The sequence below is a fragment of the Pseudomonas sp. FP2338 genome (assembly GCF_030687515.1).
Taxonomy (GTDB): Bacteria; Pseudomonadota; Gammaproteobacteria; order Pseudomonadales; family Pseudomonadaceae; genus Aquipseudomonas; species Aquipseudomonas salomonii.
The window spans coordinates 4,717,844-4,741,533 of the sequence record NZ_CP117436.1 but is presented as its reverse complement, the minus strand read 5'-3'; the positions used below and the strand labels follow the sequence as shown (position 1 = coordinate 4,741,533).

Here is a 23,690-nt window from a genome sequence, read left to right as displayed (position 1 = left end):
ATCTCTTACGTGTAGGCAAGTTCTGTTAGACTTGTCGCCGAGTTGTCCCCCGGTTTGTGGGACTGCTTTACAATCACCAGATGGGGATTTAACGGATGAAACTGAAAAACACCTTGGGCTTTGCCATTGGTTCTCTTATTGCGGCCACTTCTTTCGGCGCTCTGGCACAAGGCCAAGGCGCAGTTGAAGGCCAGCTGTTCTACAAGAAGCAGTTCAACGATAGCGTCAAGCACATCGAAGACGGCTTCAACCCTGGCGCTAGCATCGGTTACTTCTTGACCGACGACGTGTCGATCAACCTGAACTACGACACCACCAACCACACCCGTTCGAACGACGGTACTGGTTCCCAGAAGATCAAAGGTGACACTGGCAGCGTAACTGCTCAGTACCACTTCGGTCAGGCTGGTGTTGATTCCCTGCGTCCGTACGTAGAAGGTGGTTTCGGTCACCAGAGCCGTACCAACGTTGAAGCTGATGGCCACAAAGGTCGTGACCAGACCACTCTGGCAATCGCTGGCGCTGGCGTGAAGTACTACTTCACCAACAACCTGTTCGCTCGTGCTGGCGTTGAAGCTGACTACGGCATCGACAACGGCAAGTGGGACTACTCCGCACTGGTTGGCCTGGGTGTGAACTTCGGCGGCAACGCTGGCGCAGTCGCTCCAGCTCCTACTCCAGCACCAGCTCCAGAGCCAACTCCAGAGCCAGAAGCTCCAGTTGCTCAGGTTGTTCGTGTTGAGCTGGACGTTAAGTTCGACTTCGACAAGTCGGTTGTTAAGCCTAACAGCTACGGCGACGTGAAAAACCTGGCCGACTTCATGGCTCAGTACCCAGCTACCAACGTAGAAGTTGCTGGTCACACTGACTCCATCGGTCCAGACGCTTACAACCAGAAGCTGTCCCAGCGTCGTGCTGACGCTGTTAAGCAAGTCCTGGTTAAAGACGGCGTTGCTCCTAGCCGCATCACCGCGGTAGGTTACGGCGAATCCCGCCCAGTTGCTGACAACGCAACTGAAGCTGGTCGCGCTGTTAACCGTCGTGTAGAAGCGTCGGTTGAAGCTCAAGCTGCTCAGTAATTACTGAGTAGTAGAAAAAGCCCGGCTTAGGCCGGGCTTTTTTTGCCTGAAATTTGCCTCAGGCGCTCGCTGACACGGCAATGCAGGCGGCTTGCGCTGCGCCAGCAACACTGCCGATCACCAGGATCGCCGGGCTTTTCAGAGCAAATACCTGTGCATCGGTGTGCATGTGCGCCAGAGTGCTGCGGCACTCGCGTTGCTGAGGCAATGATGCGTTCTCGATCATCGCCACCGGCATATCCGCTGCCATTCCACCTTCCAGCAATTGCTGACGAATCTCCTCCAGCTTCGCCACGCCCATATACACCACCAATGTCGTCCCGCCCTCGGCCAAGGCGCGCCAGTTCAGGCTGCTGTCATCCTGGGTATGCGCAGTGACCAGCGTCACACCGCGACTGACCCCGCGCAGCGTCAGGGGAATATCGCAGTTCGTTGCACCCGCCAGGCCCGCGGTAATCCCGTTGACCAATTCCACCTCTATCCCGTGTTCACGCAACCACATCGCCTCTTCGCCGCCCCGGCCGAAAATACACGGGTCGCCGCCTTTAAGACGCACCACGCATTTGCCTTGGCGCGCATAACGCAACATCAGGCGCTGGATAAAATCCTGGGGTGTCGAACGGCAGCCGCCGCGCTTGCCCACGGTGACTACCCGGGCGTCCGGGCAGTGTTCCAGCACCCTAGCGTTGACCAAGTCATCGATCATCACCACATCGGCCGCGTGCAGGGCGCGTACCGCTTTGAGGGTTAACAGCTCCGGATCACCGGGGCCTGCGCCTACCAGCCAGACTTTTGCGCTCATGTTTATCCCCTCACACACTGATTGCGATTGGCAGCGACGTGCTGGCCAAAAGACGTTTGATTTCCGGAACGCAGGAGCCGCATTGCGTGCCGCACCCCAGTTCCTGTTTAAGCCGGGCCAGGTCCAGGCCACGGCCAATACCGGCACATACCGCGCTTTCGCTGACGTTCTTGCAGTTGCACACAATTTTGCTGCTGGCCGCTGCGCCCCCCGGTGGTGCACTGAGCGGCGCAAGTAACCAGCGCCGAAGTTGATCGTCGGCACGGCCTTCCAGCCACAAACTCTGCAGCCAATGCCGCGCGAGGGTTTCGCCGGCCAGGCGCAGCGCGGTAATGCGGCCTTTTTCGATTTTTACCCGCTTGCCAATCGAACGGCGCGGATCGTCATAGGCCATGACCGGGCCGTCATTGAGGCCCAGCAGTTCGTCGATACGGGTTAACAGTTGCAAGTCGGGCGCTTCGGTATGGGCTGCGCGCAGTAGAAGAGCCGGCCGTTCACGCCCGGCGAGGCTCAAGCTGACGTAGGCAAAGCCCTCACACAGCCGGCGTAAGGCGTCAAAGTGTTGCTGCACATTTCCTTCGATCAACGCGAACAACTGCCATGGTAGTTGCACGGCCTCCAGGCGCACGCCGCTGTGTTTGAGTTCGGGCTGTTTCGACAAGGGGTCGAACGCCGGCTGGGTAAGGGCATTAACACCGCCCTTGAGAAAACGATCGCCCCAATGCATGGGCAGGAACGCCTGGCCTGGGCGCACGCTGTCATCACTGCTGACGGCGACAATCACACTGCCGCGACGGCTTTTCAGGCTGACCAGGTCGCCCTCTTTGAAACGATGCCGACGCAGCTCATCCGGGTGCAGGCTCAGCAAGGCTTCATTGACATGCCCGAACAATTGCGCAGCCGTGCCGGTGCGACTCATGCCGTGCCATTGATCGCGCAGGCGCCCGGTGATCAGGGTCAGTGGGAAGCGTGCATCACGTTGTTCTTTGGCGGCGCGGTAAGGGTCGGCGATAAAGTGCGCGCGACCGCTGTCTGTCGGGAACACACCCTCGGTGTACAGGCGCGGCGTGCCGGCGTGTGCGCCCTCTGGAAATGGCCATTGCTGCGGGCCGAGCCGGTCGAGCAGGGCATGGCTGATACCCGACAGGTCAAGGTCGCGGTTGCGGGTCAGCACCTTGTATTCATCAAATATCTGCGCCGGTTGCTCGAAGGCGAACAAGCTCGGCAACCCCGGACGCAAGCGTTGCTCCAGGCGCTGTGCGAAATCCACTGTAATCGCCCAGTCCGGCCGTGCTTCCCCAGGTGGGACGATGGCGCGGCGTACGTGGGAAATCCGCCGTTCGGAATTGGTCACCGTGCCTTCCTTCTCGCCCCAACTGGCGGCGGGTAACAGCAGGTCGGCGTAGGCGGCGGTTTCGGTAGTGCGAAAAGCCTCCTGCAATACCACGAATGGGCACGCCGCTAATGCCGCCCGCACGCTGTTCTGGTCCGGCAAGGATTGCGCGGGGTTGGTGCAGGCAATCCACACGGCCTTGATCTTGCCGGCCTGGATCTGTTCGAACAGTTCGATAGCCGTCAGCCCGGTAGGCGCTGGCAACGTTTCGACGCCCCAATAAGCCGCGACTTCCGCCCTGTGCTCAGGGTTGGCCGCCTCGCGATGCCCCGGCAGCAGGTTCGACAAACTGCCGGTTTCGCGCCCGCCCATGGCATTCGGTTGGCCGGTCAGGGAAAACGGCCCACAACCCGGCCGACCAATAGTGCCGGTGGCCAGGTGCAGGTTGATCAGCGCACTGTTTTTGGCACTGCCGGCGGTGGACTGGTTAAGCCCCATGCACCACAGCGAGAGAAAACTGCTGGAGGTGCCGACCCACTCTGCACACAGGCGCAACTGCGCAACGCTGATGCCGCACAACTGCGTAACCATCTGCGGCGTGTAGTCATGCACCAGTCGCTTCAACTCGACCAACCCATCGGTATGTGCCTGGATAAAGTCGCGGTCGATCCAGTCTTCCCACAGCAACAGGTGCAAGATCCCATGGAACAGCGCCACATCGGTACCCGGCAGGATCGCCAGGTGCAAGTCGGCCAAATCGCAGGTATCCGTGCGCCGTGGGTCGATCACCAGCACTTTCATTTGCGGGCGCCGTGCCTTGGCTTCCTCAAGGCGTCGGAACAGTACCGGATGGGCGTAGGCCATGTTGCTGCCGACGATCATCACGCAGTCACTCGACTCCAGGTCCTCATAGCTGCATGGCGGCGCATCCGCACCCAGGCTGCGTTTGTAGCCGACCACCGCCGAAGACATGCACAGCCGCGAATTGCTATCGATATTGTTGGTGCCCACCAGTGCGCGGGCCAGCTTGTTGAAGCTGTAGTAGTCCTCGGTCAGCAACTGGCCGGAGATGTAAAATGCCACGCTGTCCGGCCCATGTTCGGCAAGGGTGTCGGCGAACACGTTGGCCGCGTGTTCCAGGGCGCTGTCCCAGTCGGTGCGGGCACGGGCCAGGCCTTTGCCCAGGCGCAGTTCCGGGTACAAGGCGCGGGCCGCCAGGTCGCCGGTCAAGTGCAGGCTGGCGCCCTTGCTGCACAACTTGCCAAAGTTTGCCGGGTGGCTCGGGTCGCCTTGCACACCCAGGATCTGCGCGCCGTCATGTTCAATCAGTAAGCCGCAACCCACCCCGCAATAACAGCAGGTGGACGCGGTAGTCTGGCGGTTCATCAACCGGCGTCCCGCAGGGCCAGCATCACCCGGCCGTTTTCCACACGGGCGGGGTGATGATGGGCGCAGCCGATGTCCGGCGCCTGAGCTTCGCCCGACGCCAGGTCGATCTGCCAGTTGTGCAGCGGGCAGGCCACACGTTTGCCGTAGATCAAGCCTTGGGACAGCGGCCCGCCTTTGTGTGGGCAGCGGTCATCGAGTGCGAAAACCTCATCGTCACTGGTACGAAAAATCGCAATATCGCCTTTTGGCCCATTGATGATGCGCGAGCCCAGGGCGTTGATCTCATCGAGGGCGCAGATATCCAGCCAGTTCATACCGACACCTCCAACTGCTTGACGGGGATGACTTCGAATTCCTTTTTCAGCAGCGGCTGTTCCAGGCGTTCTTTCCACGGGTCTTGTTCGAATGACAGCGAGAATTGCAGGCGTTCGTTGAGGGCTTGGCGCCGGGCCGGGTCTTCCAGTACGGCTTTTTTGATGTGCTCCATGCCCACCCGTTGCAGGTAGTGCACGGTGCGTTCCAGGTAGAAGGCTTCTTCGCGGTACAGCTGTAGGAAGGCGCCGTTGTATTCGCGCACTTCCTCGGCGGTTTTGAGCTTGACGAAGAACTCCGCGACTTCAGTCTTGATCCCGCCGTTGCCGCCGATGTACATCTCCCAGCCGGAGTCGACGCCGATAATGCCGACGTCCTTGATGCCAGCTTCCGAGCAGTTGCGTGGGCAACCGGACACCGCCAGCTTGACCTTGTGGGGCGACCACATGTTGAACAGGTCGTGCTCCAGCTCGATGCCCAACTGTGTGGAGTTTTGCGTGCCGAAGCGGCAGAACTCGCTGCCCACGCAGGTCTTAACGGTGCGGATGGATTTGCCATAGGCGTGGCCGGAGGGCATGTCGAGGTCCTTCCACACACCGGGCAAATCCTGTTTCTTGATGCCCAGCAGGTCGATGCGCTGGCCGCCGGTGACCTTGACCATCGGCACGTTGTACTTGTCGGCCACGTCGGCAATGCGCCGCAGCTCCGACGGATTGGTCACACCGCCCCACATCCGTGGGACTACGGAGTAGGTGCCGTCTTTCTGAATATTGGCGTGGGCGCGTTCGTTGATCAGGCGCGATTGCGGGTCGTCCTTGGCCTCGCCGGGCCAGGTGGAGATCAGGTAATAGTTCAGGGCCGGGCGGCAGGTCGCGCAGCCGTTGGGTGTGCGCCAGTTAAGGTAGCTCATGGTGCCGGCGATGGTCAGCAGGTGCTGGTCGCGGATGGCCTGGCGGATTTGCCCATGGTTGAGGTCGCTGCAGCCGCAGATGGCTTTTTCGCTTTTGGGTTTGACGTCGGCGGCGCCGCCCACGGTGTTGATCAAAATCTGTTCCACCAACCCCGCGCAGGAGCCGCATGAGCTGGCGGCCTTGGTGTGTTTTTTCACGTCATCGACACTGAACAATCCGTGTTCCTGGATCGCCTTGACGATGGTGCCTTTGCACACGCCGTTGCAGCCGCAGACTTCGGCGTTGTCGGCCATGCTCATGGCTTTGTCCTGGCCTTGGTGGCCGACATCGCCTAAAGCATTTTCGCCAAACATCAGGTGATCACGGATCTCGCCAATGGCGTGATTCTCACGGATCTGGCGGAAATACCAACCACCGTCGGCGGTATCGCCGTACAGGCACGCGCCGACCAGGATGTCGTCCTTGATCACCAGCTTCTTGTACACGCCGCCAATCGGGTCGGAGAGGGTGATGGTTTCAGTGCCTTCGCCACCCATGAAGTCTCCGGCGGAAAACAGGTCGATGCCGGTGACCTTCAGCTTGGTCGAGGTCACCGAGCCCTTGTAAGTGGCAAAGCCCAGTTGGGCCAGGTGATTGGCGCAGACCTTGGCCTGTTCGAACAGCGGCGCCACCAGGCCGTAGGCGATCCCACGGTGGCTGGCGCACTCGCCGATGGCATAGATGCGCGGGTCGTAGGTTTGCAGCGTGTCATTGACCAGGATCCCGCGGTTGCAGGGAATGCCGGATTTCTCTGCCAGTTCGGTGTTGGGGCGGATGCCGGCGGCCATCACCACCAGGTCGGCGGGGATGATGTCGCCATTCTTGAACTGCACCGAGCCGACACGACCATTGCCGGCGTCGTGCAGGGCCTGGGTTTGCTCGCACAGGCGAAACACCAGGCCACGGCTTTCCAGTTCGGTTTGCAGCAACTGGCCGCTGGTCTTGTCCAGCTGGCGCTCCAGCAGCCATTCGCCGATATGCACCACGGTCACGTGCATGCCGCGCAACATCAGGCCGTTGGCGGCTTCCAGGCCGAGCAAGCCACCGCCTATGACCACCGCGTGCTTGTGGGTCCTGGCGGTGTCGATCATGGCCTGGGTGTCGGCGATGTCGCGGTAGCCGATCACACCCTGCAAGGTATTGCCGGGGATTGGCAGGATAAAAGGCGTCGAGCCGGTGGCAATCAACAGACGATCGTACTCGGCCTCGCTGCCGTCCTCAGCGATGACGATGCGTCTTACGCGGTCGATCTGCACCACTTTGCGGTTGAGCAACAGCTTGATGTGGTTGTCCAGGTACCAGTCGAGGTCGTTGAGCACGATCTCTTCGAAGGTCTGCTCGCCGGCCAGCACCGGTGACAGCAGGATGCGGTTGTAGTTGGTGTGGGGCTCGGCGCCGAACACCGTGATGTCGTACAGGTCGCTGCTCAGCTTGAGCAATTCTTCAAGGGTGCGAACCCCGGCCATGCCGTTGCCGATCATCACCAATTTGAGTTTTTTCATGTCGTTCTCCGCAATGGCTCGACAAATCGTGCGCAAACAAAAAAGGCGCCCCCACCAGTTACCTGGCGAGGACACCTTTGTCCGGTCCCGTTCTCTCGGGAAACTCGACCCTTCGACGTTGAAGGGGCGGCTATATGTGCGTTGTTGATGAAGCTAATGCAGCGGTTGTGCCAAGTCGCCTGGCGCCCGCTTTATTGGGATTGCCATCGATACTGTGTGGGAAATCGCCCCCTAGTGGTGCAGCAGCCAGTACAGCAGCACCAGATTGATCAGCAGCGAGGCGGTCGCCAGGGTTTGCCAGACCTTGAGCGGCTCGCGCTCCAGCAGGGGCTTGGGTCGTACGCTCAATTCACGGCGGTCGGCCTGTTCCAGCACCAGCAACCATTCCTCGGCGGTTTCATAACGCTCTGCGGGCTGTGCGGCCACAGCGCGTTCCAGGCTCAATGGCAACCAGTCCGGTAAATCGGGGCGGTAACGACTGGCGCTGACGGGCTGGGTGAAACGTGGCCGCTGGAAAGCTTCGATTTCTCCGTAGGGGTAATGCCCGGTCAGCAGGTAATAGAGCGTGACACCGACACTGTATAAATCCTGTTGCGGCGTAGGACGTTCGCCACTGAAGGCTTCGGGCGCGATAAAACTTGGGGTGCCGGGCAGCAAATGGGCGCGGTCCTCGGAAAGCCCCGGGCAGTAAGCCAGGCCGAAATCCAGAACACGCAACTCGCCATCATCGCCCAGCAGCAGGTTTTCCGGCTTGATGTCACGGTGCAGGATTTGCCGTCGATGCAGCAGGCCCACTGCTCGCAGCAAACGCTCGGCAATGGACTGCCACTGCGCCAGGGGCAGCGGGCCTTGTTGCTGGAACAGCTGGGCGAGGGTCTGCCCTGAATATTCACGCATCACGTAGTACAAATGCTGACGCCCGCTGGCTGCATGCACTTCAGGAAATGCGCGGCCCGCCACCCGGCGCAGAAACCATTCTTCCGACAGCAAGGCTTGGCCAGCGTCGTTGTCATCGTCGCGGTTGAGCGGCAAGGTTTTCAACAGCCAAGCTTGCTGCTGGGCATCGCGCACGCGGTACAGCAATGACTGTCGGCTTTGCGCCAGCAAGCTTTCAACCTGCCAGCCTTCAAAGCGTTGCCCGGCCTTCAGGAGCGGTGGCAGCGGCCATTGCTGCAACTGCACCAGCGCATCGCCCAGGGTCGCGGCGCCGAGCTGGTCGATACGCACCAGCAGCGCGCTGGCATTGTCCTGGCTGGCGGCCAGGTGCGCGGCATTCACTAGCGTGTTCACCGCCGCGTCGAGATCGGTTTGTTCGCGCAGGATCGCGCTGATGCTGTGGTCACCCAACGTGGCCCACACGCCATCGCTGAGCAGCAGGAAGCACTCGCCTTCGCGCAGCTCACCGTCGAGAAAATCCAATACCAGGTGTTGATCCAGGCCGAGGGCGCGCTTGAGCACATGCTGCATGCCCGGTTGCTCCCACACATGGTCTTGCGTGATGCGCTGCAACTCGCCATCCAGCCAGCGATACACCCGGCAATCTCCTACATGCGCCAGGGTGAAGCGTTGGCCGCGAAACACCAGGGCGCTGAGGGTGGTCAGCAGCGGCTGGCCACCGCCGTTGGCCTGCAACCAGCGGTTCTGCGCCAGTAACAAGCGCTCCAGGGCCTGGGCCACGCCCCAGGTTTGCGGCGTGGCGTAGTAGTCCAGAGCCAGCGCCTGCAAGGTCGAACGGGCGGCCAGGCCACCGTCAGCGCATTGGCTGACACCGTCGGCGATGGCGCACAGGTAACCCTTGCTCGCGGCCAGTTCCGGCATGGGCGTGACCACCCGCAGGGCGTCCTGGTTTTGTGCCCGCGGGCCGATGGCGCTGGCGTGGGCAACGCTCAGTTGCAAGCTCATCAGACGCGTGCGGCGGTCACGGCGGCCGAGCCCCACGTAGTTCTCCAGCGACGCTTGACGCCGTGCAGGCCGAACCAGGCCAACACGCCCAGGCTGGCAAACAACCACAAGGCCAGCTGATAACTGCCGGTGCTTTGTTTGATTGCGCCCATGCCCGCCGCCAGAGCAAAGCCGCCGATGCCGCCCGCCATGCCGATCAGGCCGGTCATCACGCCGATCTCGCGGCGAAAACGCTGGGGCACCAGCTGGAACACCGCGCCATTACCCGCGCCAAGGCCGAGCATGGTGCAGACGAAAAGCGCCAGTGCGGCGTAGGAACTGGGCAGGTTGAAACCCACAGCGGCGATGCAGATCGCTGCCACGCCGTACATGCCGAGCAGAGTGCGAATCCCGCCGAAGCGATCGGCCAGCGCGCCGCCCAATGGGCGCATCAAGCTGCCGCCAAATACACAGGCTGCGGTGTAGTAACCGGCGGTCACCGGGCTCAGGCCGTATTGATCGTTGAAGTAGCCGGGCAGGGCGCTGGCCAGGCCGATAAAGCCGCCGAACGTCACGCTGTAGAAGAACATGAACCACCAGCTGTCGCGGTCGCCCAGGGCCTTGAAGTAGTCGGCCATGGATTTGGCTTTCGGGCGCTCGGGCGCATTGCGCGCCAACCAGGCGAACACGATCAGTGTCAGCACCAGTGGGATCAGCGCGAAGCCGAACACATTGCTCCAGCCAAATGCGGCGGCCAGCACCGGCGCCAGCAACGCGGCAAACACGGTGCCGGAGTTGCCGGCGCCGGCGATACCCATGGCTTTGCCCTGGTGCTCGGCGGGGTACCACTGGGAGGCCAACGGCAGCGCAACAGCAAAGGAAGCACCGGCCATGCCCAGGAACACGCCCAGCAACAGGGCTTGTTCGTAGCTATGGATGCCGAGTTTCCAGGCGCCGAACAGCGCGGCAATCACAATCACCTGGCCTATCAGCCCGGCGGTCTTGGGTGACAGCTTGTCAGCCAGCATGCCCATCAAAAAGCGCAGCACCGCGCCTGCCAGGATTGGCGTGGCCACCACCAGGCCGCGTTGCTGGGTGGTCAGGTGCAGGTCGGCGGCAATCTGCACCGCCAGTGGCCCCAGCAGGTACCAGACCATGAAGCTCAGGTCGAAATACAGGAACGCGGCAAACAGGGTCGGGGTGTGCCCGGATTTCCAGAAGCTTGATTTCATCACGCACCTCAACGGTTGGGGGTCTTGTCAGAAGGCCTGTTGGCCCCAATCGCCGGGGCCAAAACGAAAAAAAACGCCGCCATCGAGTTCGCGAGTGCAAACCGGATGGGCGACGTCTTTGTCGTAGAAGGGGCAACCGCCGTTGGCTACCTGTAATGAATGCTTAGCAAGAGCTGCGCCAGTTCAGCCGAGCAGCTCGCTCATGGCGATGATCTGCTCGGCCACCTGGATCAGTTTCTGCTGGCGGCTCATGGCCTGGCGGCGCATCAGGGTGTAGGCCTCTTCCTCATTGCAGTGCTTCATTTTCATCAGCATGCCCTTGGCCAACTCGATGCGCTTGCGCTCGGCCAACTGTTGGTCACGGGCCTGGAGCTGGGCGCGCAAGGCCTGGTCGCTTTCAAAGCGGGCCATGGCGACGTCGAGGATCGGCTGCAGGCGCTGGGCCTGAATGCCTTCGACGATGTAGGCGCTGACCCCGGACTTGATGGCCTGGCGCATCACATTTGGGTCGTGCTCATCGGTGAACATCACGATTGGGCGCGGCTGGTCGCGGCTGACCAGCACCACTTGCTCCATCACATCGCGGCCAGGTGACTCGGTATCGATCAGGATCACGTCCGGGCGCACCGTTTCGACGCGCGCCGGCAGGTCGATGGTCAAGCCGGACTCATCGATCACCTCGAAACCGGCTTCGGTCAAGGCGGCTTTGAGGCGCCCGACCTTGCGCGGGGTGTCGTTGATCAACAGGATTCGTAACATAGTCGTGGTCCTGTCAGCGCAGTGCCTGGCGGCTGGTAAGGTCCGCCAGGGCATGCAGGCGGAAGCTGCGGGCGTAGGCGGCGGGGTCGGAGCCGTCCCAGATTTTGCCGTCGATCAACTGGCTGCTGCGCATGTCTTGGGCGCTAGCCGGGACGCCAACCGCAGCCGCGGCTTGGCGATACAGGTCCAGTTGCTGCACCTGGCGGGCCACGCCCAGGTAGTCCGGGTCTTCGCGCAGCAGGCCCCAGCGGCGAAACTGGGTCATGAACCACATGCCATCGCAGAGGTAGGGCAGGTTCACCTCGCCATCGGCGAAAAAACGCAGGGCGTGCGGGTCTTGCCACTGGTTGCCGAGGCCGTCGTCATAATTTCCGAGCAAGCGGGGTTCGATGCAGTCGAGCGGCGCATCGAGGTACTCGCGGGCGCTGAGCAGTTGTGCGGTGGAGCGGCGGTTTTCCTGGCTTTGTTCAATGAAACGGCTGGCCTCGAGGATCGCCATGACCAGTACGCGGGCGGTGTTCGGGTATTGATCGACGAACGCCTGGGTGCAGCCGAGTACTTTTTCTGGGTGATTCGGCCAGATCGACTGGGTAGTGGCCAGGGTGAACCCCTGGTTTTGCTGGACCGCGCTGGCGCACCAAGGCTCACCGACACAAAAACCGTCGATGCGCCCGGCTTGCAGGTGCGCGATCATCTGCGGCGGCGGCACCACCACACTGTCGACATCTTGCAAAGGGTGAATGCCTTGGCTCGCCAGCCAGTAATACAGCCACATGGCGTGGGTGCCGGTGGGAAATGTCTGGGCGAACGTCAGCTTTGTCCGGCTTTGGTGCACATGGCGGTCAAGTGCCTCAGGAGTGGTCACGCCCTGCTGTTGCAGGCCGTGGGACAGGTTGATGCTCTGGCCGTTCTGGTTGAGGCCCATCAGCACGGCCATATCGGTGGGCGCTACGCCGCCGATGCCCAGGTGCACGGCATAGATCAACCCGTACAGGCTGTGGGCGGCGTCCAGTTCACCGCTGACCAGTTTGTCGCGCAGGCCGGCCCAGGAGGATTGGCGCTTGAGGTTCAGCGTCAACCCGTAAGGTTGGGCAAACCCCTGGGTGGCGGCGACCACCAGCGAAGCGCAGTCGGTGAGAGCCATGAAACCCAGGTCCAGGCTGCTCTTTTCCGGGGCGTCACTGCCGTTGACCCACGCCAGTGGGATGTTCACCGGGCTGTTGCCGACCGAGTCGTTCATCAACACCTACCTTTTCTGTCAAAAAAAAAGCATCGCTCCTTCGCATGGCAGTACAAGCCATTGCCGGGTAACGACGCCTTTGTCTGTAAGCCTGCTCCGACGTTGGCGCGGGCTCTGATGCAGAGTCCGTAGCAAGGCACATGCCACGGGGCGGCGGATGGGGCTGCCGTCACCTTTCCATCAAGATTGAAACTCGAGTGCCTTTCAGTATGGCCGCTTCTTTGCGCCCGACTGCCAGGAACCCCGACGGTGTCTTTCGATTCCACGATCAATGAGCGACCACCGATGAGTTACCCACGGCTGTGCCGCTGGTTGCTGAGCTTTGCTGTGCTGTGCAGTGCAGTGCTATGGGCCAATGTTCCCGCCTGGGCGGAGAGCTACCAGGCACGGGATGAAAGCCTGCATACCTTTTTTACCGCGTTGTCGTTGCCCTTGGGGTTGCCGGTTGTCGTCAGCCGTGAAGTGGCGCGTAAACGCCTCACGGGCACCTTCGACCTGGAGGCCGCGCAGCACACACTGGTGACAGTGGCCGAGCAACAGGGGCTGATCTGGTACAGCGACGGACAGGTGCTGTACGTGTATGACGCGGGCGAAGCGAAAAGCTCAGCGGTGGCGCTGCGGCACATTTCGGTCGAGCGGATGCGCGGGTTCATGCGCCGCGCGGGGCTGGATGAATCACGTTACCCACTCAGAGAGAGCGGCGCACGCACGTTCTACGTGTCCGGGCCACCGAACTATGTGGATCAGGTCCTGCACCTGGCTCAACTGATGGACAGGCCGCGCTCCGAAGTACGCGTGGGCAAGCAGGCTTTCGGCGTGGTTCAAGTGTTCAACACTCACGTGGCCGACCGTCAGTACGTCATGGGTGACGACAAGGTCAATGTGCCGGGAATGGCAACGATTATCGAAAACCTGCTGGCCATCGAACAGCAGGATGCCACGCAACGCCCCCCAGGCCTGCTGGCTGACAAGAGCCTTTTGGTGATGGCTTATCCTGACTCCAACAGTTTATTGATCAAGGGCAAGCCGGCCCAGGTCAAGGCGATCGAGGAGCTGGTGGCGGAACTGGACAAGCCCAAGCGGCCGATTGAAGTATCGCTTTGGCAGGTCGATGTGGACCGCAGCGAGTTCGACAGGATGGGGGCAGCGTTCGCTCAGGAAGCCAGCACCGGGGCCACCGTGACGCGGGTATTGGAACCTTTGGACGACAATCGTTTGATGGCTCAGCTTGGTGTGCTTGAGCGTCGGCGTAAAGCCAAGGTCACTGCGTTCCCGGTGATCCTTACCCAGGAGAATGTGCCGGCGGTTTTCCACGACAACCATACCTTTTACCTGCCCAAGCCTGGCGCTGACAGTGGCGAGTGGCAGCCCATTGGGTATGGCACCGAAGCCAGCGTGCTACCACGCTTTGCGGCGGCCAATCAGATTGAAATGCAACTGACGCTTGAGGATGGCCGTCAATTGGACAGCAAGCTCGAGCCAGGCTCGGCGGGCGCTGTGGGGCGAGTGGGGATCAGCACGGTGGTGCGGGTGCCCCAAGGCAGGCGCCTGTGGTTGGGTGGTTTTCCACGTGAGGGCGGCGCGGGTCAAAGCCGACGGGCCGCAGTTCGGCTGTTTGTGATCCAGGCCCGCGCGGTAGGGGCCGAACCGCGCATGCTGGCCGGTGCAGTTGGGCCGCCACCGCTGACACAACGCCAATATGAGCGTGTGCAACGTGCATTCATGCGTGAAAGCCGTGAAGCCCCGGAAACCCATTAGCCCTTTGAGCGCCAATCGACGTATTCCAGAACGTTTGCCGTCGGCGATGGTGAAAAGTCCTACGCAATGTCCACCGAAAACCTCGATTACATGGGTTTTTTCCTAACGTTGTTCCAAGGCCAGCTTTTTATAGTCGCGGGGTTGGCGTATCGGCCGTTTCTGGAAACAAGGAATTCAATGTCAGTAGTCAGGTGCAGAGGTGAATATGACCCTCGTGGATGAAGGGCTGACGGCCGCATGGTTTTTTGCCGGGTGGACCTTGCATGCAGATGGCCGTTTGACGGGCGAGGGTGTGGATATTCAGCTGCCGCCCAAGGAGTGGCAGGTGCTGCGGTTGCTGTTGGCATCCGATGGTGTGCTGATGACCAAGGATCGTTTACTTGAGCAGGCCTGGTCCCGTGGCGAAGTCGCGGAGGAGTCACTCACCCGTTGTATCTACGAATTGCGCAAGCACTTGAGGAAAGATAAGGGCTTTATCAAGACCATATACGGCAGGGGTTATCGCTTTACCTGTGCCGTCACCGTCCGGCACCACTCAGGGGCGGGGCGTTTGCAGCGCGTCTGTTCGGCCTGTGGCCAGGTGCAACATGATTAGGCGTTTGGGCAAGGGCGTGCTGTTGAGCCTGCTGATGGGCAGTCATCAGGCCTGGGCCAGTTGCTGGGATGACGTTGCCCGTCGCTACGACATCGAGCCGGAGCTGTTGCAGGCCATCGCTGTCGTGGAGTCGGGCGCACGCGGCGGCGCGATGAACCAGAGCAATAGTGATGGCTCGCGGGATATAGGCCTGATGCAAATCAATAGCATGCACTTGCCGCGTCTGGCCAAGCAGGGGATTACCGAAGAAAGGTTGCTGAGCGACCCTTGTTTATCGGTCGAAGTGGGCGCTTCGATCCTGGCCGACTTCATCCAGCGCTTCGGTTACAACTGGACAGCCGTGGGTTCCTATAATGCCGGGCCAGCACCTGGGCGCGAGGCATTGCGCCTGCGTTATGCAGAAAAAATCTGGGCGCAGTACGAAGCGTTGGTTGCACAACGCCAGTGACGAATGGACGGCACGCCTCGCACCCCGCGTGCCACCCCGGCTATAATCGCGCCACCTTTCGCCGCCATCCGAGTCTAGCCCGCCCATGTATACCCTGGCCCGCCAGCTGTTGTTCAAACTCTCCCCGGAAACCTCCCACGATCTGTCCCTGGACCTGATCGGTGCCGGTGGTCGCCTGGGGCTCAATGGCCTGGTATGCAAGGCGCCGGCAAAAATGCCGGTGTCGGTGATGGGGCTCGATTTCCCCAACCCGGTCGGGTTGGCTGCCGGCCTGGACAAGAACGGCGCAGCCATCGACGGCTTTGCGCAGCTGGGGTTCGGCTTTGTCGAGATCGGCACCGTGACGCCCCGTCCGCAGCCGGGCAACCCGAAGCCACGTATCTTCCGGTTGCCCGAAGCCGAGGCCATCATCAACCGCATGGGCTTCAACAATCTGGGGGTTGATCATTTGCTGTCGCGGGTTCAAGCCGCGAAGTACAAAGGCATTCTCGGCATCAATATCGGCAAGAACTTCGACACGCCGGTCGAGCGCGCTGTGGATGATTACCTGACCTGCCTGGACAAGGTCTACGCCCACGCCAGCTATGTCACGGTCAACGTCAGTTCGCCCAACACACCGGGCCTGCGCAGCCTGCAGTTTGGCGATTCCCTCAAGCAATTGCTCGAAGCCTTGCGCCAGCGCCAGGAAGACCTGGCCGTGCGCCATGGCAAGCGTGTGCCGTTGGCTATCAAGATTGCCCCGGACATGAGCGATGAAGAGACCGTGCTGGTCGCCCAGGCCCTGGTGGATTCGGGCATGGATGCGGTGATCGCTACCAACACCACCTTAAGCCGCGTCGGCGTTGAAGGGCTGGCGCATGGTGACGAAGCGGGCGGGCTGTCGGGCGCCCCGGTACGGGACCAGAGTACCCATATCGTCAAGGTGCTGGCGGCCGAGCTGGCGGGGCGTTTGCCGATCATCGCCGTTGGCGGCATCACCGAAGGCAAGCACGCAGCCGAGAAGATCGCCGCCGGCGCAAGCCTGGTGCAGCTCTATTCCGGCTTTATCTACAAAGGCCCGGCGTTGATTCGCGAGTCGGTGGATGCCATCGCGGCTTTGCGCTGATAGATCGTGATAGATCGTTCAGTTCACTTTGCGTGGGAACGATCAGTAGATCAGCCAATTTCCGAGCATTAAAAAGGGCTCCAAAAGGAGCCCCCTGGGCCGAAGCCCGCCGCCCGGATAGGACGTGCGTGGTTAAGTCGTTACAAAATCTTCAAGGTGGTTGTCGGATTAAGTGCCCCGTGTCAGCCGACGGCGTGAAGTTCGTTGAGTCTGTGGATTCCCGCAGTGCCAGTCATACCGTCCCAGTTGTCGCCGCGTCCTTCTCGCCAGCCGTTGATCCAGGCTTGGCGTACCGACGGTAGAGTAAATGGGCAAAGCTCACGGGATTTACCATGAACGCCATATTGATATCCGCGTAAAAATGCTCTTTCCAACGGATCACGCTTAAGTCTTCTCATAGGGTGTTTCCCTCACTTGTTGACTGTCTAGATATCCTTCGGCCCCGCGTGGGGCCGGGCAGGGTTTTCCTGCCGTTGGTGGGCTCGCTGCCGGCGTGGCGAGCCTAAGTGTCGGCGTCGTTACGGCGCCAACCTGTGTTGAGTTCTAACCAATAGGTCACATGGATTCAATGATCGTTTTGTCATAAGCACGTAACGATAACGATGCTATAGCCATAAGCTGGGATGGCTTTTCGCCCCATTTAATAGGCAAACCCAGCTATGATGTGCCCTGCATAGAGGATGGGTTTAATCCTTTAGTGAGAATGCCCGCCCGTTGCAGTCGGTTATTATTCGACGAAGGGTCGGAATATTTCTTTTTGTTGCGATGATTTATTTATCTGCCCCGGCAATTAAGGCTCAAACGCCCGGCAGCCGGGGTGGAACGGCACATTCGTGCCACGCGAGCACTCTTCAAGAAAAGTGCTTGATTGAAAACCGAGCCGGCGATGCGTCGCCCGTTCATTTATTGCTGAAAAGCCTGGAATGCCCCATGTCGGACCGTTTTGAACTCTTCCTCACCTGCCCCAAGGGCCTCGAAGGCCTGCTGATCGAGGAAGCCGTCGGGCTTGGCCTTGAAGACGCGCGCGAGCACACCTCGGCCGTGCGCGGCATGGCCGACATGGAAACCGCCTACCGCCTGTGCCTCTGGTCGCGCCTGGCCAACCGCGTGCTGCTGGTACTCAAGCGCTTCCCGATGAAGGACGCCGAAGACCTGTATCACGGCGTGCTGGATATCGAATGGGCCGACCACATGGTCCCGGACGGCACCCTGGCCGTTGAATTCAGTGGCCATGGTTCGGGCATCGACAACACCCACTTCGGCGCGCTGAAGGTCAAGGATGCGATTGTCGACAAGCTGCGCACCCCGACCGGCGAACGTCCGTCCATCGACAAGATCAACCCGGACCTGCGCATTCACCTGCGCCTGGACCGTGGCGAAGCCATCCTTTCCCTTGACCTGTCCGGCCACAGCCTGCACCAGCGCGGTTATCGCCTGCAGCAGGGCGCCGCACCGCTGAAGGAAAACCTGGCCGCCGCGATCCTGATCCGCGCCGGCTGGCCGCGTATTGCGGCCGAAGGTGGCGCGCTGACAGACCCGATGTGTGGCGTGGGCACCTTCTTGGTGGAAGGCGCAATGATCGCCGCCGACATGGCACCCAACCTGAATCGTGAACTGTGGGGCTTCACCACCTGGCTCGGTCACGTGCCGGCGCTGTGGAAGAAGCTGCACACCGAGGCCACCGAGCGTGCTGCCATCGGCATGAACAAACCGCCATTGTGGGTACGTGGCTACGAAGCCGATCCGCGCCTGATCCAACCCGCGCGTAACAACATCGAACGCGCAGGCTTAAGCCACTGGATCAAGGTGTACCAGGGCGAAGTCGGTACTTTCGAGCCGCGCCCGGACCAGAACCAGAAAGGCCTGGTGATCTGCAACCCGCCCTACGGCGAGCGCCTGGGTGACGAAGCCAGCCTGTTGTACCTCTACCAGAACCTTGGTGAGCGCTTGCGCCAGGCGTGCATGGGCTGGGAAGCGGCGGTGTTCACCGGCGCGCCGGACCTGGGCAAGCGCATGGGCATCCGCAGCCACAAACAGTATTCGTTCTGGAACGGCGCGTTGCCGTGCAAGTTGCTGCTGATCAAGGTCAACCCGGACCAGTTCGTCACTGGCGAGCGTCGCACCCCGGAACAGCGTCAGGCCGAGCGTGAGCAAGCCGCTTACGATCAAGCCCCGACCGAGCCGGTCGAGCGCCAGTACAACAAGAACGGCAACCCGATCAAGCCGGCTCCCGCCCCGGTGGTTGAGCAGGCGCGCCTCAGCGAAGGCGGGCAGATGTTCGCCAACCGCCTGCAAAAGAACCTCAAGCAACTGGGCAAGTGGGCCAAGCGCGAAGGCGTGGACTGCTACCGTGTGTACGACGCCGATATGCCGGAATACTCCATGGCCATCGACCTGTACCACGATTGGGTGCATGTGCAGGAATACGCTGCGCCTAAATCCATCGACCCGGAAAAAGCTTCTGCGCGTATGTTCGATGCGCTGGCCGCGATTCCCCAGGCGCTGAACGTCGACAAGAGCCGCGTGGTGGTCAAGCGTCGCGAACGTCAGAGCGGCACCAAACAGTACGAACGTCAAAGCGCCCAAGGCAAGTTCACCGAGGTCAGCGAAGGCGGCGTGAAGCTGTTGGTCAACCTCACCGACTACCTGGACACCGGCCTGTTCCTCGACCACCGCCCGATGCGCATGCGCATCCAGAAGGAAGCGGCCGGCAAGCGTTTCCTCAACCTGTATTGCTATACCGCCACCGCGAGTGTGCACGCAGCCAAGGGCGGCGCGCGCAGCACCACCAGCGTCGACTTGTCCAAGACTTACCTGGACTGGGCGCGTCGCAACTTCTCCCTTAACGGTTTCTCTGACAAGAACCGCCTGGAGCAGGGTGACGTGATGGCCTGGCTGGAGGCGAGCCGTGATGAGTTCGACCTGATCTTCATCGACCCGCCGACCTTCTCCAACTCCAAGCGCATGGAAGGCATCTTCGACGTGCAGCGTGACCACGTGCAGTTGCTCGACCTGGCCATGGCGCGCCTGGCGCCTGGCGGCGTGCTGTACTTCTCGAACAACTTCCGCAAGTTCGTGCTGGAGGACAACCTCAGCGAGCGCTACGCGGTCGAGGAAATCAGCGACAAGACCCTGGACCCGGATTTCGCACGTAACGCGAAGATTCACCGGGCGTGGAAAATCACCGCGCGCTGATCGCCACACTCAAGCTGCACCAAAAAGCCGCAAGCCCGGACTATTCCGGGCTTGCGGCTTTTTTGCACTGGTCAAACGCCGGCCTCATGGCTATAACTTAACGCCTAGCCAAAGTGACACCCCCCGCACGCTGGCGTTGTGAGTGTTGCCTATGCCGATGCAAGCCGTTCGCCCGAAAATACTAGGCTTTATCAGTGAGCAGGCGTCGGCTTGGCTGGTGGCATTGGTGGTGTTATTGGCAGGTGTGGCGCTGACGGTCATCGTCGCCTGGGCGGCCGCCGACCTCTACCAGCAGCAAGTGCGCCAGCGTTTCCAGTTGTTGGTCAACGAGCGCTCCATCCGCCTTCAGGAGCGTTTCGAAGACCAGGAGCAACGCCTGGCCAGCCTGCAGCGTTTCTTCGTCAATTCCAGTGACGTGTCCCGCGCCGAGTTCGATGGTTTCGCCAAGCCTTTGCTTCTGCGCGCCCGCGCCTATGCCTGGGCGCCGCGTATATTTCGCGAACAGCGCAGTGCTTTTGAACAGGAAATCTCGCGTCAGCGGGGTACACCTTTCGCCATTCGAGAGTTGAACGCTGCGGGTGAACTGGCGCCTGCGCCCGAGCGCGACGAGTATGTGCCGGTGTTGTACAGCCAGACCCAAAGCTTGCTGGGGTCACCCTTGGGGTTCGACCTGTTGGCCCAGCCCCTGCGCCGTTCGGTGCTTGAGCGGGTGCAAAGCAGCGGCCGGCCTGCGGTGTCCCAGCCCATGCAGTTGGTGGGCGTAGAACCGGCTTATGCTGCCGGCGTTTTGCTGGTGGCGCCCGTGAGTAAACCCGCCGATACCGAGCCCCATGGTTATGTGATGGCAGTGCTCAGCATGCGCCAACTGGTCGCCGATGGTTTGCCCAAGCCCGGCCGCGACAACCTGGTGATGCAGATCGTCGACACCTCCGACACGCAGCAACGTGTGCTGTACGCGTCCAGCAACGCGGTGGGCGACAGCGGCCTTGTCGCCACGCGCCGCCTCACCCTCGGCGACCATGTGTATGCCTTGAGCATTCGCGCCAGCCAGGTGTTCGACCAGGCCAATCACTCGTCGATGCACACCATCCTGGCCATGGGCGTGCTCCTCAGCCTGCTGCTCAGTGCGTTGCTGTATGTGTTGGTCAGCCAGCGCCAGCGTGCGCTCAAGCTGGTGGAACAACGCACACAGCAGTTGCACCTGCGTGAGCAGGAGCTTCGCGCCGCCCACGGGCAATTGCGCAGCGTACTGAACGCCGCCACCCATGTTGCGATCATTGCCACTGACTTGCGGGGTGTGATCAACACCTTCAATGCCGGTGCCGAGAAAATGCTCGGGTTCAAATCCGAGGCGGTGGTGGGGCGACTGACCCTGGAAAGCCTGCATCTGCCCCATGAACTCGAAGCGCGCGCGGCCAGTTTGAGTGTGGCCTTGGGCAAGCGTATTCCGGTGAGCCAGGCGATGCTGGTGGAAAGCCCGGACAACCTGCACGAGGCGCGCGAGTGGACAATAGTGCGCGAGGATGGCAGCTACCTGACGGTGAATATGCTCACCACCGTGTTGCTGGACGACTACGGCCTGTGGATCGGGCACTTGGCGATCTACCTGGATGTGACCGAACAAAAACGCGCCTACGAGGCGTTGGCCGCGCGCGACCGTCTACTGAAAAAACTCAGTGCCCACGTGCCTGGCGGGATCTTTCAGTTCACCCTTGAACCCAAGGGGAAAGGGCGTTTCATCTATGCCAGCGACGGTATGCGCGATATCTATGAAATCGACACGGGCGTATTGCAGCAAAACGCGGACAAGGTGTTCGAACGTATTCATCCGCAAGACGTGGAACGGGTGCGTCTGTCGATCCGGCTGTCGGCGCTGCAGTTGAGCCATTGGCGCGAAGAGTATCGGGTGGTGTTGCCGCAACGCGGCCTGCGCTGGATTCGTGGCGAAGCCACGCCGGAGGAGTTAACCGGCGGTGGCACGTTGTGGCATGGCTACGTGTCGGATATCTCCGATCTGAAGCGGGTCGAAGAGGAGCTGCGCGCGCTGTCGATTACCGACTCGCTGACGGGCATTCATAACCGCCGTTATTTTCAGGATCGCCTCAAGGCCGAGATGCTCCGGCTCAACCGAACCTCGGGCACACTGTCGTTGATCATGCTCGATATTGATCACTTCAAGCGCATCAATGATCAGCACGGGCATGCGGTGGGCGATGGGGTGTTGCAGGAAGTGTGCAAACGCATCGGCCGGCGCCTGCGCCGCACGGATGTGTTTTGTCGTTTGGGCGGTGAAGAGTTTGTGGTGCTGTGCCCGCATACCGATGCCGAGCAGGCTTATCGCCTGGCGATGGAGTTGTGGCAGTCGCTGCGCACCGAACCGATGGAGGTGGTGGGCGTGGTGACCGCCAGCTTCGGTGTGGCCAGCTGGCGGATCGATGAAGGGATTGACGGGCTGCTGCTGCGCGCAGACTCGGCGGTGTACGTGGCCAAGCAGGCGGGCCGCGACCGGGTGGAAGCCGAGCGCTTGCGCGCCTGAAGGTGGGAGCTGGCTCTGTGTGGCCTTTAGAGCACGGGCGCTGCGGCTGTCAGCTTCGGCTGGCGATACAGGTCCAGCAGCACCTGATCGAGCACCGACGAAGCACCCCATGGCTTCGAGTCGTTGAGGATTGCTACCACCACCCAGCTGTTACCGTTGTTATCGCGGCTGAACCCGGCAATGGCGCGCACGGTGTTCAAGGTACCGGTCTTGACGTGAGCCTCACCGCGCAGGGCCGTGGTTTTCAGGCGTTTGCGCATGGTGCCGTCGGTGCCGGCAATCGGCAGCGAACTGATGTATTCCGCCGCGTACGGGCCTTTCCACGCGGCCTGCAGCATGGCCGCCATTTCGCGGGCGCTGACGCGTTCGGCACGGGACAGGCCGGAGCCGTTCTCCATCACCAAGTGTGGCGCGGTGATACCTTTTTTCGCCAGCCACTGACGCACCACGCGTTGCGCTGCCTTGGCATCGTCGCCATCGGCGTCGTTACGGAACTGCGCGCCCAGGCTCAGGAACAACTGCTGGGCCATGGTGTTGTTACTGTATTTGTTGATGTCGCGGATGATTTCCGCCAGGTCCGGCGAGAACGCACGGGCCAGCACTTTAGCGTCTTTGGGCACCGGCGCCTGGATATCACGGCCCTGGATGGTGCCGCCCAACTCCTGCCAGATCGCACGCACGGCGCCGGCGGTGTAGGTGGCGTGGTCGAGCAGCGACAGGTAAGTCTGCGAGCTGCAGCCATCGCCCAACTGGCCGCTGACCGTCACGGTCACGCTGCCATCGGCCGCGGTGACCGGGCTGTAGCGCACGTCCCCGGTGCATTGCTTGGCGTTGGAGACTTTGACCTGGTTGTCGATGCGGATGCTCGCAATCGGCGGCTCGACCGACACGATCACCCGGCCCGAGTCATTACGGGTGACAAAACGCAGGGCCTTGAGGTTGACCAGCAAGGCGTCCGGCTTGACCAGGAACGGCTTGTTCTCGTCGTTGCCGTCGTCATTGAATTCAGGCAATTGCGGCTGGTTGAAGAAGCTGCGGTCCAGCACCAGGTCGCCGGTGACTTGCTGCACGCCATTGGCGCGCAGGTCACGCATCAACAGCCAGAGTTTTTCCATATTCAGCTTGGGGTCACCGCCGCCCTTGAGGTAAAGGTTGCCGCGCAACACGCCACCGCTGAGGGTGCCGTCGGTATAGAACTCGGTCTTCCACTGGTGGTTGGGGCCGAGCATTTCCAGGGCTGCGTAGGTGGTGACCAGCTTCATGGTGGAGGCCGGGTTTACCGAAACATCCGCGTTGAACACGGTCGGCGTGCCAGGCCCGGTGAGGGGCAGCATCACCAACGACAGCGAAGTATTGGGTATTTTGGCTTTCTGCAGCGCCTGCTGAACATTCGGCGGCAGGGTGTTGTTGGTCGGCGCGGCGGTGACGGAAAAGGCCAGTGGTAGAAGAAAACCGGCAAGGAGTACTGAACGAAAAGAGTTGATCATAAGGAATAAAACCCTACTGCTGAGAAGGGTGAAAAAGGTGAGGGGTATGGAAGAAAATCCCTCATTGGTCACGAAAGTGTCGGCATT

Annotated in this window: 17 protein-coding genes; 7 read left to right on the top strand and 10 right to left on the bottom strand. The window is 61.2% G+C overall.

What is annotated here, in order from left to right:
* The first annotated feature begins 95 nt into the window (after positions 1 to 95).
* Entirely contained in the window at positions 96 to 1,079 is a 984-nt protein-coding gene (locus PSH96_RS21350; RefSeq protein WP_056861564.1) for an OmpA family protein, read from the top strand.
* Between the two features lie 58 nt (positions 1,080 to 1,137).
* Here PSH96_RS21350 and cobA read toward each other — a convergent pair whose 3' ends face one another.
* The 8 genes from cobA to PSH96_RS21310 form a co-directional block, all read right to left on the bottom strand.
* A complete protein-coding gene (gene cobA / locus PSH96_RS21345; RefSeq protein WP_305454900.1) occupies positions 1,138 to 1,881 on the bottom strand; it encodes a uroporphyrinogen-III C-methyltransferase in 744 nt (247 codons plus the stop codon).
* A gap of 10 nt (positions 1,882 to 1,891) precedes the next feature.
* Positions 1,892 to 4,600 carry a nitrate reductase gene (locus tag PSH96_RS21340; RefSeq protein ID WP_305454899.1) on the bottom strand — a complete coding sequence of 903 codons (2,709 nt, stop codon included), beginning with the start codon at positions 4,598 to 4,600 and terminating at the stop codon, positions 1,892 to 1,894.
* Positions 4,600 to 4,917 carry a nitrite reductase small subunit NirD gene (gene nirD, locus PSH96_RS21335; protein ID WP_017134764.1) on the bottom strand — a complete coding sequence of 106 codons (318 nt, stop codon included), beginning with the start codon at positions 4,915 to 4,917 and terminating at the stop codon, positions 4,600 to 4,602. Before nirD ends, PSH96_RS21340 begins: the two co-directional genes overlap by 1 nt.
* Positions 4,914 to 7,367, bottom strand: coding sequence for a nitrite reductase large subunit NirB (nirB, locus tag PSH96_RS21330; protein WP_305454897.1), 2,454 nt, complete (start codon positions 7,365 to 7,367; stop codon positions 4,914 to 4,916). Before nirB ends, nirD begins: the two co-directional genes overlap by 4 nt.
* Before the next feature lie 231 nt (positions 7,368 to 7,598).
* Complete coding sequence (locus PSH96_RS21325) at positions 7,599 to 9,269, bottom strand: bifunctional protein-serine/threonine kinase/phosphatase (RefSeq protein WP_305460132.1); 1,671 nt, start codon at positions 9,267 to 9,269, stop codon at positions 7,599 to 7,601.
* The gene (locus PSH96_RS21320; protein WP_058422064.1) at positions 9,269 to 10,480 is read right to left on the bottom strand and encodes a NarK/NasA family nitrate transporter; all 1,212 of its coding nucleotides are present in this window, start codon (positions 10,478 to 10,480) and stop codon (positions 9,269 to 9,271) included. The genes PSH96_RS21325 and PSH96_RS21320 overlap by 1 nt, the downstream gene beginning before the upstream one ends.
* A gap of 183 nt (positions 10,481 to 10,663) precedes the next feature.
* Positions 10,664 to 11,239 carry an ANTAR domain-containing response regulator gene (locus tag PSH96_RS21315; protein ID WP_053257467.1) on the bottom strand — a complete coding sequence of 192 codons (576 nt, stop codon included), beginning with the start codon at positions 11,237 to 11,239 and terminating at the stop codon, positions 10,664 to 10,666.
* 13 nt (positions 11,240 to 11,252) lie between these two features.
* The gene (locus tag PSH96_RS21310) at positions 11,253 to 12,479 is read right to left on the bottom strand and encodes a CmpA/NrtA family ABC transporter substrate-binding protein (protein WP_305454896.1); all 1,227 of its coding nucleotides are present in this window, start codon (positions 12,477 to 12,479) and stop codon (positions 11,253 to 11,255) included.
* Between the two features lie 285 nt (positions 12,480 to 12,764).
* Here PSH96_RS21310 and sctC point away from each other — a divergent pair, with 285 nt between their 5' ends.
* The 4 genes from sctC (at position 12,765) to PSH96_RS21290 (ending at position 16,385) form a co-directional block, all read left to right on the top strand.
* Complete coding sequence (sctC, locus tag PSH96_RS21305) at positions 12,765 to 14,237, top strand: type III secretion system outer membrane ring subunit SctC (RefSeq protein ID WP_305460130.1); 1,473 nt, start codon at positions 12,765 to 12,767, stop codon at positions 14,235 to 14,237.
* A gap of 205 nt (positions 14,238 to 14,442) precedes the next feature.
* Positions 14,443 to 14,832, top strand: a complete 390-nt coding sequence (locus PSH96_RS21300; RefSeq protein WP_305460128.1) for a winged helix-turn-helix domain-containing protein — start codon at positions 14,443 to 14,445, stop codon at positions 14,830 to 14,832.
* Entirely contained in the window at positions 14,825 to 15,280 is a 456-nt protein-coding gene (locus tag PSH96_RS21295) for a transglycosylase SLT domain-containing protein (protein ID WP_305454894.1), read from the top strand. The genes PSH96_RS21300 and PSH96_RS21295 overlap by 8 nt, the downstream gene beginning before the upstream one ends.
* 85 nt (positions 15,281 to 15,365) lie before the next feature.
* On the top strand, positions 15,366 to 16,385 hold the full coding sequence (locus PSH96_RS21290) for a quinone-dependent dihydroorotate dehydrogenase (RefSeq protein ID WP_305454893.1): 1,020 nt from the start codon (positions 15,366 to 15,368) through the stop codon (positions 16,383 to 16,385).
* Between the two features lie 182 nt (positions 16,386 to 16,567).
* Here PSH96_RS21290 and rmf read toward each other — a convergent pair whose 3' ends face one another.
* Positions 16,568 to 16,783, bottom strand: coding sequence for a ribosome modulation factor (gene rmf / locus PSH96_RS21285; RefSeq protein ID WP_002553055.1), 216 nt, complete (start codon positions 16,781 to 16,783; stop codon positions 16,568 to 16,570).
* A gap of 532 nt (positions 16,784 to 17,315) precedes the next feature.
* On the opposite strand from rmf, the gene rlmKL reads away from it, so the two are divergent.
* Both rlmKL and PSH96_RS21275 read left to right on the top strand, forming a co-directional pair.
* Positions 17,316 to 19,580, top strand: coding sequence for a bifunctional 23S rRNA (guanine(2069)-N(7))-methyltransferase RlmK/23S rRNA (guanine(2445)-N(2))-methyltransferase RlmL (gene rlmKL, locus PSH96_RS21280; RefSeq protein ID WP_056861554.1), 2,265 nt, complete (start codon positions 17,316 to 17,318; stop codon positions 19,578 to 19,580).
* 151 nt (positions 19,581 to 19,731) lie between these two features.
* Complete coding sequence (locus PSH96_RS21275; protein WP_305454892.1) at positions 19,732 to 22,116, top strand: diguanylate cyclase; 2,385 nt, start codon at positions 19,732 to 19,734, stop codon at positions 22,114 to 22,116.
* 26 nt (positions 22,117 to 22,142) lie between these two features.
* On the opposite strand, the gene dacB is transcribed toward PSH96_RS21275, so the two are convergent.
* Positions 22,143 to 23,603: a D-alanyl-D-alanine carboxypeptidase/D-alanyl-D-alanine-endopeptidase gene (gene dacB, locus PSH96_RS21270; protein ID WP_305454891.1), complete on the bottom strand. Its 1,461-nt coding sequence runs from the start codon at positions 23,601 to 23,603 to the stop codon at positions 22,143 to 22,145.
* Between the last annotated feature and the right edge of the window lie 87 nt (positions 23,604 to 23,690).

Bases quoted from the DNA above. Each gene is read 5' to 3' on its own strand.
- PSH96_RS21340 (WP_305454899.1), bottom strand. From the start codon at position 4,600: ATGAACCGCCAGACTACCGCGTCCACCTGCTGTTATTGCGGGGTGGGT.
- rlmKL (WP_056861554.1), top strand. From the start codon at position 17,316: ATGTCGGACCGTTTTGAACTCTTCCTCACCTGCCCCAAGGGCCTCGAA.
- PSH96_RS21325 (WP_305460132.1), bottom strand. From the start codon at position 9,269: ATGAGCTTGCAACTGAGCGTTGCCCACGCCAGCGCCATCGGCCCGCGG.
- sctC (WP_305460130.1), top strand. From the start codon at position 12,765: ATGAGTTACCCACGGCTGTGCCGCTGGTTGCTGAGCTTTGCTGTGCTG.
- nirD (WP_017134764.1), bottom strand. From the start codon at position 4,917: ATGAACTGGCTGGATATCTGCGCCCTCGATGAGATCAACGCCCTGGGC.
- PSH96_RS21290 (WP_305454893.1), top strand. From the start codon at position 15,366: ATGTATACCCTGGCCCGCCAGCTGTTGTTCAAACTCTCCCCGGAAACC.
- PSH96_RS21275 (WP_305454892.1), top strand. From the start codon at position 19,732: ATGCCGATGCAAGCCGTTCGCCCGAAAATACTAGGCTTTATCAGTGAG.
- PSH96_RS21315 (WP_053257467.1), bottom strand. From the start codon at position 11,239: ATGTTACGAATCCTGTTGATCAACGACACCCCGCGCAAGGTCGGGCGC.
- nirB (WP_305454897.1), bottom strand. From the start codon at position 7,367: ATGAAAAAACTCAAATTGGTGATGATCGGCAACGGCATGGCCGGGGTT.
- PSH96_RS21320 (WP_058422064.1), bottom strand. From the start codon at position 10,480: ATGAAATCAAGCTTCTGGAAATCCGGGCACACCCCGACCCTGTTTGCC.
- PSH96_RS21310 (WP_305454896.1), bottom strand. From the start codon at position 12,479: ATGAACGACTCGGTCGGCAACAGCCCGGTGAACATCCCACTGGCGTGG.
- PSH96_RS21350 (WP_056861564.1), top strand. From the start codon at position 96: ATGAAACTGAAAAACACCTTGGGCTTTGCCATTGGTTCTCTTATTGCG.
- PSH96_RS21300 (WP_305460128.1), top strand. From the start codon at position 14,443: ATGACCCTCGTGGATGAAGGGCTGACGGCCGCATGGTTTTTTGCCGGG.
- rmf (WP_002553055.1), bottom strand. From the start codon at position 16,783: ATGAGAAGACTTAAGCGTGATCCGTTGGAAAGAGCATTTTTACGCGGA.
- cobA (WP_305454900.1), bottom strand. From the start codon at position 1,881: ATGAGCGCAAAAGTCTGGCTGGTAGGCGCAGGCCCCGGTGATCCGGAG.
- dacB (WP_305454891.1), bottom strand. From the start codon at position 23,603: ATGATCAACTCTTTTCGTTCAGTACTCCTTGCCGGTTTTCTTCTACCA.
- PSH96_RS21295 (WP_305454894.1), top strand. From the start codon at position 14,825: ATGATTAGGCGTTTGGGCAAGGGCGTGCTGTTGAGCCTGCTGATGGGC.